This is a genomic window from Micromonospora sp. NPDC049891, assembly GCF_040660295.1.
Lineage (GTDB): Bacteria > Actinomycetota > Actinomycetes > Mycobacteriales > Micromonosporaceae > Micromonospora.
Map to the genome: position 1 here is coordinate 109,748 of NZ_JBFAML010000020.1, position 8,710 is coordinate 118,457.

At 70.4% G+C, this 8,710-nt stretch carries 5 protein-coding genes and 1 pseudogene; 2 read left to right on the top strand and 4 right to left on the bottom strand.

The genetic code is table 11. The features are described from left to right. Positions 1-39: 39 nt before the first annotated feature. From AB0I71_RS23265 to AB0I71_RS23280, 4 genes are all read right to left on the bottom strand, one after another. Positions 40-1,728: a hypothetical protein gene (locus AB0I71_RS23265; protein WP_357587892.1), complete on the bottom strand. Its 1,689-nt coding sequence runs from the start codon at positions 1,726-1,728 to the stop codon at positions 40-42. Between the two features lie 324 nt (positions 1,729-2,052). Further along, a complete protein-coding gene (locus AB0I71_RS23270; RefSeq protein WP_357587894.1) occupies positions 2,053-2,766 on the bottom strand; it encodes an aquaporin in 714 nt (237 codons plus the stop codon). 48 nt (positions 2,767-2,814) lie between these two features. Beyond that, the gene (locus AB0I71_RS23275; protein ID WP_357587896.1) at positions 2,815-4,407 is read right to left on the bottom strand and encodes an FGGY-family carbohydrate kinase; all 1,593 of its coding nucleotides are present in this window, start codon (positions 4,405-4,407) and stop codon (positions 2,815-2,817) included. 4 nt (positions 4,408-4,411) lie between these two features. After that, entirely contained in the window at positions 4,412-6,802 is a 2,391-nt protein-coding gene (locus AB0I71_RS23280) for an aminotransferase class III-fold pyridoxal phosphate-dependent enzyme (protein ID WP_357587898.1), read from the bottom strand. An 86-nt stretch (positions 6,803-6,888) separates the two neighbouring features. On the opposite strand from AB0I71_RS23280, the gene AB0I71_RS23285 reads away from it, so the two are divergent. Both AB0I71_RS23285 and AB0I71_RS23290 read left to right on the top strand, forming a co-directional pair. Continuing rightward, the gene (locus AB0I71_RS23285; RefSeq protein ID WP_357587900.1) at positions 6,889-8,070 is read left to right on the top strand and encodes a helix-turn-helix domain-containing protein; all 1,182 of its coding nucleotides are present in this window, start codon (positions 6,889-6,891) and stop codon (positions 8,068-8,070) included. Positions 8,071-8,526: 456 nt separating this feature from the next. Beyond that, positions 8,527-8,710 (top strand): annotated as a pseudogene (locus tag AB0I71_RS23290) (1,4-beta-xylanase); the annotation flags it as partial.

The following is an 8,710-nucleotide window of genomic DNA, read 5'->3' on the forward strand; positions in this document are numbered from 1 at the left end:
CGTCCGCGGACGACGCCCGTACCCCTGTGCTGATCGGCCTCAGTCGAGGCGGTACACAAACGCGCCGGCTATCTCCTCCCGGGTGATGCCGAGACCATCGACCGGTCGGGTGGGCAGGCCGTCCCAGGGCGTGCCGGCCAGCCGATCCGGCAGGACGACCACCGACCGGATGCCGACCTGCCGGAGAAATGCGATGCTGCCCGGATCGGGAAAGGTCGTGGTCACCGCGCGGATCTGTTGGTGACTGGCCGGCAGGAAGGTGACGGAACCGTTTGCGACGCGGGGAAATCCGTCGGTGGACCAGAGCATGATGTCGGATTCGGCCACACCGTTGCTGGGCAGGACCAGGAAAGGTTCGGTCGCCGCCCGGACCGCTGGCGGGGCGGCTGGCACGGTGGGGTGCGGCGTCCGGTTGACGCCCTCGACCGTGACCAGCAGCAGAGGCAGCAGGAGCGCGACCGCGCCCACCGACTTCCGCCACCCGAGCCTGGGGCGATTTCGTCCGAACTCGCTTATCGCTCCTGCGGCGAGAATGGCGAGCAGCAGGCTCGTCCACACCATCAACCGCCCCGGGGTACGTAGCGCATCCCAGCCGGGCAGCAGCCGCGACAGGGTCAGGTATCCGGGATCGCCCTGACCGACGAGGTTGGTGCCCAGCCCGAGGGCGCCGGTGACCAGCACACCGAGCCCGAGCAGAACACGGTGCCGGACCCGGAACGTCGAGTAGCTCAGCCCGGCCACGGCCAGCACGATCAACGTGACACCGGGCAGCAGCGCCATCTCCGGTGGCCAGGACAACTGGGCACGGGCGGCCGCGAAGTGCTCGCCCCACAGCCACGAGTCCGCAGGCGCGACGAAGTATCCCCGCAGGGGTGGGGAGAACATCTCGGTCCAGGACAGATCCCGGCGGGCCTCCGGGTTCAGCTCCACCACCCGCAGGAAGGCGGTTCCCAACCAGACGCACACCCCACCGAAGACGACGCCACCCAGCAGGTTGGCCAGCACGACCCGCCGACCCACCACCCACCTACCGGTCCGCCACCGGGACCAACCGACCCCGATGACGACCACCAGCACGGTGCCGGCCAGGAAATAGGCAAGTGGCAGGCCGATCGCCAGGCCCAGGGTCATCTGCCAGGCGGCGACCAGCCAGCCGGCCACGATCCAACCGGGGCGGTGCAGCGTCGGTCGGTGACCGTCCCGCAGGGACCAGCCGTGGCCGCGAGCCAGCATCGCCAGGCAGAGCGCGACGCCGCCGATGGAGAGGATGTTCAGATGGCCGCTGTGCGCGAGCCGCCACGGCGCGAAGGCCCAGGCGACGCCGGCCACGGCCGCCGCCGTCCGGATGCCCCCCAACTGTCGCACCAGGGCGTACGCCCCGACGAAGGCGAGTGCGTGGGCCAGGACGTAGAGCAGGTTGTAGCGGAAGATGGCCGCCGCCACGCCGTGGCCGAGCAGACCGGCCGGTGCGTAGCCGAGGACAACGTCGGTGTAGGCGAACGTGTACAGATTCGGGAAGAACGTGTTGGAGTGCCAGAGGTCCAGTGGGTCGGTGAGCAGCGCATGCCCGGCCCAGGCGACCTGCCACGCCTGCAACGGGGGATCGCCGATGTCGCCCGGGATGGTCGTCCACGGCTGCTTGAGCGTCGGCCAGGTGAGGAGAACGGCAAACGCCAGGCCCGCGACTGCCGCCAACGTCCATTCATGCCGCAGCAGGCCCGACGCCATCCGAACGCTCCCCGCCAGCCGCCCTTGTCCCGGTCGGGACTGGAGCGGCGATTCGGCCTGGTCCGGATCGGCTTGCTCGCCGTCAGCGGACGGAGCTCCGAGTAGCCTTCGACGTATTGCCTGCACGTATCCTCCTGCCGATGGCCGGCGCCGACGTCATAGCGTCGCATCGATCAGAGGATAAAAGCCACAATCAATGGCTACCGAAACTTCCAGGCAGGCAGCTTAGGCCCCAGATCCCGATTGATGAGAAACGGGTAAAAAGCTAATCAAACACTGAAGACGCAAAAACCGCGAGTCGCCAAGCGACAATGACGGCTCGGTTCAGCGCCCGGACGGCCGGGGGGTGCCGATCCTGGTGACGCCGGAGCCATGTTCGACGAGCGGCGCGACAAGCGCGGCCAGCACTCCGCCGAGCAGGGGGAAGACGATGAACACCCAGAGTTGACGGAGCGCGAGGCCGCCTTCGAAGATCGCCGGCCCGAACGCCCGGGCCGGATTCACCGCCGCGCCGGTAAGTGCGACGCCGACCAGGTTCGCCACGCCGAGGGCGAGGCCGATCGCCAGGCCGGCGAAGCCCGACAGGTCCGTGCTGCGCTTGCTCACCACGAGCACGACCAGGACGAACAGGAAGGTCAGCACGGTCTCCAGCAGCATCGCCCCACCGGCGTTGATGTTGGTGCCGTAGCCGTTGGCGCCCAGCACACCGGTCTGGTCGTTCACCCCTCCCCAGCGCACCAGCACCCAGAGCAGGAAGGAGGCCACGGCGGCACCGGCGAACTGAGCGATCCAGTACGCTACCGCCCCGAGCGCTGTGATCTTGCCGGAGAGCAGTACGCCGAGGGTCACCGCCGGGTTCACGTGACTGCCGGAGAGCTGGCCGATCGTGTAGACCAACGCGAGCAGGACGAACCCGAACGCCAGCGAGACCACCACCACGCCACCCTCGATCCGAGCCGCGATGGCGCTGCCCACGCCGAAGAAGACCAGGACGAAGGTCCCGATGAACTCAGCCAGGTACCGTCTGACGTCGACCATGGCCCCAGTCTCACCAAAACCAGCGCTGCTGGTGGTCGTTTCAGCAGGTCAGCGCCGGTTGAGGCGGCGGTAGACCGGGGCGAGCCGCTGGTGCAGTTGTCGGTAGACGTCGAAGATCTCGTCGTAGCTGGCCCGGTGGGCCGGCGTCGGCACGAAGACCCGGTCGGTACGCATCAGGCCCGGGATGTCGGCGAAGGTGAGCTGCCCGGTGCCGACAGCGCCGATCCAGCCCGCACCTCGAGCGTTCACCGCGAGCGGTTGGGCGTCACGGCGGATCTCGACGCCGAGCACGTCGGCGAAGATCTGGCACCACGAGTCCGACAGTGCCCCGCCGCCGGTGATGGCCATCGAGGCGACCGGCGCGCCGAGGAAACGGTTCACCGCGCCGAGCAGCCAGCGGGTGTTGAGTGCGACCCCCTCGAAAACCGCCCGCAGCAGATCCGAGCGGTTGGTGTCGAGGGAGATGTTGAAGAACCCGGCGCGCAGGTTCGCGTCGTCCACCGGGGCGCGTTCGCCGTAGAGCCAGGGGGTGTACAGCACCCCGTTGGCGCCCGGCGGCACCGTCGGGATGATCGTGTCGAAGGCGTCGAAGATCGTCCCCTCGTCGCGGCTGAGGTGGCCGGCGCTGAGCAGCGGATCGTCGTACTCCACGATCTTGTCCCGCAGCCAGGTGAGGTTGGCGCCGGCGGTGGCCTGGAGGGCGGTCATCAGGTAGCGGTCGCCGATCGCGCAGGGCACCGCGGCGATGCCGGCGGCGACGTCGGTCTTCTTGCGGGGTACGTGGGCAGCGATCCAGGACGACGTTCCCAGGTACAGGTGCGGCTCGTAGTCGCCGGTGGTGCCGGCACCGATCGCCGCCGCGGTGTTGTCGATCGCCCCGGCGACCACCCGCACCGTCGCGGGCAGGCCCAGGTGCGCGGCGGCGGCCGGCGTCAGCGTACCGATCACCTCGGTGCAGGCGACGATCGGCGGCAGCTTGTCCGCCTCGACGCCGCAGTCGGCGACCAGGGCGGGGGAGTAGCGGATGTCCCCGGGACGCCTGTTGTCGGTCACCCACGAGGTCAGGATCGAGTCGACGGTGGCCACCGTGCGTCCGGTGAGCCTCAGGTTGATCCAGTCCAGCACGTTGAGGAACGTCGCGGTCCGCGCGTACACCCGCGGCATGGTGTCGCGGACGAACAGCATGTGGGCGGCGGGGTCCTTGCCGGTCGGGGAGGGCATGCCGCCGGTCAGCCGCAGCCAGCGGGCGATCCGGCGCACCGACATCCCCTGGTACGCGGGAAAGCCGCCGAACTGTCGTCGCAGGTGCGGCGCGCCACGCATGTCGAGCCAGCTGATGCACGGGGTCAACGGCTCACCGGCGGTGTCCACCGCGATGGTTCCCTCGCCCTGGGTGGAGGCGCACACCGTCGCCACCGCCCGCATCTGCTCGGGATGGTCCCGGCCCAGGTCGGCGGCGACCTGCCCGAGCGCCGTCCACCAGGCGAGCGGGTCCTGTTCGGCGCCGCCACCGGGCAGCACCCGCAGCGGGACCTGTCGCTCGGCCCAGCCGGTGACCGTGCCGTCGGCGGCCACCAGCGCGGCCTTCAGTCCCGAGGTGCCCAGGTCGATGGCGAAGACCTGCGGCGGGCTGGCGGCCACCGGCTCAGACCCCTTCGACGAGCGCGAAGACCCGGTCGAACCGGGCGAGCGCGTCGTCGATGACCTCGTCGGTGTCGGCCATCGAGGTGTACATCCGCGAGCCGGCCAGGGTGACGATGCCATGCGCGGTGTAGGCCGCGCCCATCTGCTCCATCAGCCGCTTGCGGGCCTTGTTCTCCTTGAGCAGCTTCACCGGGTTGCGCATGTCCAACAGCATCACGCCGCTGCACTCCAGGTGCACGATCGATCCCTGGTTGTACGCGACGTACGGCAGCCCGTAGGAGTCGATGAGCCGTTGCAGTCCCCGGGTCAGCCGGTCGCCGGCCCGGCCGGCGATCACCGGGGCGTTGGTGCGGGCCATCTCCTCGATGGCGAAGTAGCCGGCCGCGCAGGACAGCGGGTTGGCCGACAGGGTGCCGCCGACCTGGATGTGCGCGCCGCTCCTGCCGTCCAGCCCGGACCCGAAGACCGCCATCACGTCGGCCCGGCCACCGACGCCGCCGGCCATCGGATAGCCACCGGAGACCGCCTTGCCCAGCACGGTCAGGTCGGGGGTGACGCCGAAATAGCCGGCGGCGCCGCCCAGCCCGAGGCGGAAACCGGTGACCACCTCGTCGAAGATCAGCAGTGCGCCGAACTCGTCGCACAACTCGCGGACGTGCGCGTTGAAGTCGCGCGGTGCCGGCCGGGTACCGGACTCCGGGCCGACCGGCTCGACCACCACCGCCGCCGTGCCGCCGCGCAGCCGGTTCTCGATCAGCTTGCGCTTGAGCTGCCCGAGGTCGTGCGGGAAGGCTTCCCGGGTGCGGGCCGTCGCCCCGAAGGGGATGCCCTTGGCGTTCATCCGGTAGGTGCCGGGCACGCGCAGCCCGTAGACCATTGTGTCGGACCAGCCGTGATAGGCGCCACCGATCTTGATCACCATCTTCCGGCCGGTGAAGGCGCGGGCGCCTCGGACGGCGGCCATCACCGCCTCGGTGCCCGAGCCCAGCGACCGGTACATCTCCACGTGCGGCATGAACCGGTGGATGGTCTCGGCGAGCTTGAGTTCGTACTCGTGGAACAGGCCGGTCACCGGGCCGGAGTCCCGGACCACCTCGGCGACCCGCTCGTTCACCGGGCCGTAGTTGCTGCCCAGGATCGTCGGCCCGCCGGCCTGGAGGAAGTCGATGTACGTGTTGCCGTCCCGGTCCACCAGGTACGCGCCGTCGGCCTTGTCCACGGCGAGCGGGAACGGGTAGTTGAACGCCAGGTTGTGCTGCACCCCGCCCGGGATGCGCCGCTTGGCCCGCTCGGTGATCTCTTTGCTGGCGCGGCACTTGGTGTCGAAGTAGTTGAGCACGTCGAGCAGCGCGTCGTGGCGCAGCCCGCGCACCGGCTGGGCGGTAAGCGCCTTCAGCCGACGCATCACGTCGTCGACGTCGGGATACGCGCTGATCGCGTAACCGAGCCGGGCCGATTCGACACCCGGGGCTTCGCCCGTCTCGTCGTCGGCGGTCCCGGTGGCGCTCGCCGCGCGGCCGGCCGCGCTCGCCGTCGTCCCTGGCGTGGTGCTCGCGGTCCGGCTGGCGACGACCTCGGCGGCTGCCGCGTCGGCGCTCGGCAGTTCCTCGTCGGCGGGTACCCGCAGCGGCTCGACCGCCTCGGTGAGCTGTGCGGCGATCCGCTTCTCGTCGGCCCGCAGCTTGGTGAAGGCGATCTCCCGGATCGCGGTCGGGATGGTGTGGACCTTTCCCGCCTCGCTGGTCAGCGCCAGCAGATAGGCGATGGACACCTTTTCCAGCAGCGCCATGTTGAACACCGCCCGATCAGGGTCGGTGCCGACGGCGACCACCCCGTGGTTGGCGATGATGAAGGCGTTGTCCCCGCTGGCCACCTTCTTCTGCACGTTGCGGGCCAGGAACCCGGTGCCCGACGGGGCGTAGTCGATGATCGCCACCTCCCGGCCCAGGAAGCGCACCTGCTCGTCGGTTAGCGCGGGGATCGGTCTACGCAGGAAGGCCAGTGCCGAGGCGTACGGCTGGTGGGTGTGCACTATCGCGTTGACGTCCGGCCGCTCCCGGTAGATGTTGGCGTGCATCCCGCACTCGATGGACGGCTTCAGCCCGTCACCGGAGGCGTCGGGTACGTGCTTACCGTCGAAGTCCACGATGCAGATGTCCTCGACCCGCATCCGGTCGTAGTCGTAGTTGCTCGGGGTGACCGCGTACAGCCGGTGGCCGGGCACCCGGACCGAGACGTTGCCCTCGGTGGCCTTGAGATACCCCCGGGCGAGCATGGTGCGGCACATGTCGACGACGTGCTGGCGGGACAGGCGGTGCTGCACGGCGTTCTCCTCCGTCGGTTCGTCGGCCGCCGGGCCGTCACTCGTCGGCCCGGTCACCGGTCGGTTCATCGTCGCGCGGGTGCGCCGATCGAAACACCGTCCCGTCGGCAGCGAGAACCGCCGCCGTTCTTATCCTGCCGTGACAAAATCGCCGGGTGATCGCGCCTGTCTCCGCGACTCCCTGGCGACATCTGCCCACCGACCTGGCCGCCGCGATGCGCCCGCACCTGCCGGCCACCGTGGCCGGCGTCGCGGTCGCCGTCACCGAGGCCACCCCCGCCTTCGCCGGCATCGCCGACGACAAGTTCGCCCGGGACGTACGCACCGCCGTGCAGGTGGCGCTCGACCGCTTCCTCGATCTCATCGGCACCGGGGAACCGGCGCTGCCGCCCCGGTTCCGGGAGGTCTTCGTCGGGTTGGGGGCCGCCGAGGCGCGCGAGGACCGGGGGCCGGAGGCGCTGCTGGCCGCGCTGCGGACAGCGGCCCGGCTGTTGCTGCGTACGGCGTCGCAGTCACTGGCCCGGCTACGCCCGGTCGACCCGGAGGAACTGATCGACCTCTCCGACGCGGTAAGCGCCTACGTCGCCGAACTGGCCGCCGCGAGCACCGACGGGTACGCGCTGCAACTGCGGGAGCAGGCCGGGGAGGGTGACCGTCGGCGACACCTCGCCGAGCTGCTGCTCCGCGGCGACGGCCTGCCCAGCGCCGTCGAGTCGGCGGCGGCCCGGATCGGCTGGGCCGACCTGGATGCGGTGGTGCCCGTACTGCTGCCGCTGGACCAGGCCCGCGACGCGCGGTTCCGGTACGGACCGGACGGACTGGTCATCGAGCGTGGCCGCGACGCCGTGCTGCTGCTGCGGTCCGGCGCCCGGGCGTCCCGCGCCACCCTGGCCGAGGCGTTGGCCGGGCGGCCGGCGGTGGTCGGTCCGGAACTGGGCTGGCCGCAGGTGCCGGCGGCCGTCCGGCTCGCCGAACTGGCCGCCGGGCTGGTCGGACCGTCGCCCGGCCCGGTCTTCGTCGACGACCACCTGGTCACGCTGACCCTGCGCGGCGAGCAGCGGGCGTTGGCGGTGCTCACCGCCCGCCGCCTCGCGCCGCTGGCGCACCTACGCCCGGCGCAGCGGGAGAGTCTGTTGGCGACGCTCTACGCCTGGCTGCGGCACTGGGGCTCGCGTGCCGAGGTCTCCGCCGAGCTGTTCGTACATCCGCAGACGGTGAGCTACCGTCTCAAGCGCCTACGCGACCTGTACGGCGACGACCTGGACGACGCCACCGCCCGTTTCGAGCTGCTGGTGGTGCTGACCGGCCGGCTCAACACCCGTCCCGGCGCCGGCTAGCCGGCATGCCCGCCAGGGTGCCGCGGCCCGGCCGCACGGCCCGAGGGTACTCGGCCGGTCGGCTGGCCGGCATCCGGAAGGTCTTTGGAACTTCCGGATACCCGTGGCCCCGACTCGACCATGGACGCACCCGGCGGGCCGGCCGGGCCGATGACCAGCGCGTTGTTACTGAGCAGCACCAACGTGCTCACTCAGGTGGGCGGGTGGTCGAGGGAAGGTTTCGAGAGTATTTCCGGAAGTTGTTGACGGGTTGGCGACATCGAGCCAATACTGTTGCCCATCGACGCATCTAGATGATCGTCGATTGTGGCTACCTACTCCGCCGGTCACGGTGCAGGACGACCGGCACACCACCACCCGGTACGACGTCGACAGTCGATGGTGGCTGCCCAGCCACCGGGGCCGTCGGTTCGTAGCGCACTGCTGGCCACCGGCCAGCCGTCATGAGGAGGAAGCATGAACAACGTCCCCGTCCCACCACGAAGTCGCAGGCGTGGACGCCTCAGGTCGCTCATCGGCGCCGCCTGCGCCGTGGCGCTGATCAGCACCGGCACCGTCGCGATCTCGGCGAGCCCCGCCCACGCCGAGGCCGACCGGCAGGTCTGCTCGAACACGGAAGGCACCCACAACGGGTTCTTCT

What these genes read in the sequence shown, in the direction of transcription:
- AB0I71_RS23265 (WP_357587892.1), bottom strand. Translation starts at nt 1,728, where the DNA reads ATGGCGTCGGGCCTGCTGCGGCATGAATGGACGTTGGCGGCAGTCGCG.
- AB0I71_RS23270 (WP_357587894.1), bottom strand. Translation starts at nt 2,766, where the DNA reads ATGGTCGACGTCAGACGGTACCTGGCTGAGTTCATCGGGACCTTCGTC.
- AB0I71_RS23280 (WP_357587898.1), bottom strand. Translation starts at nt 6,802, where the DNA reads ATGAACCGACCGGTGACCGGGCCGACGAGTGACGGCCCGGCGGCCGAC.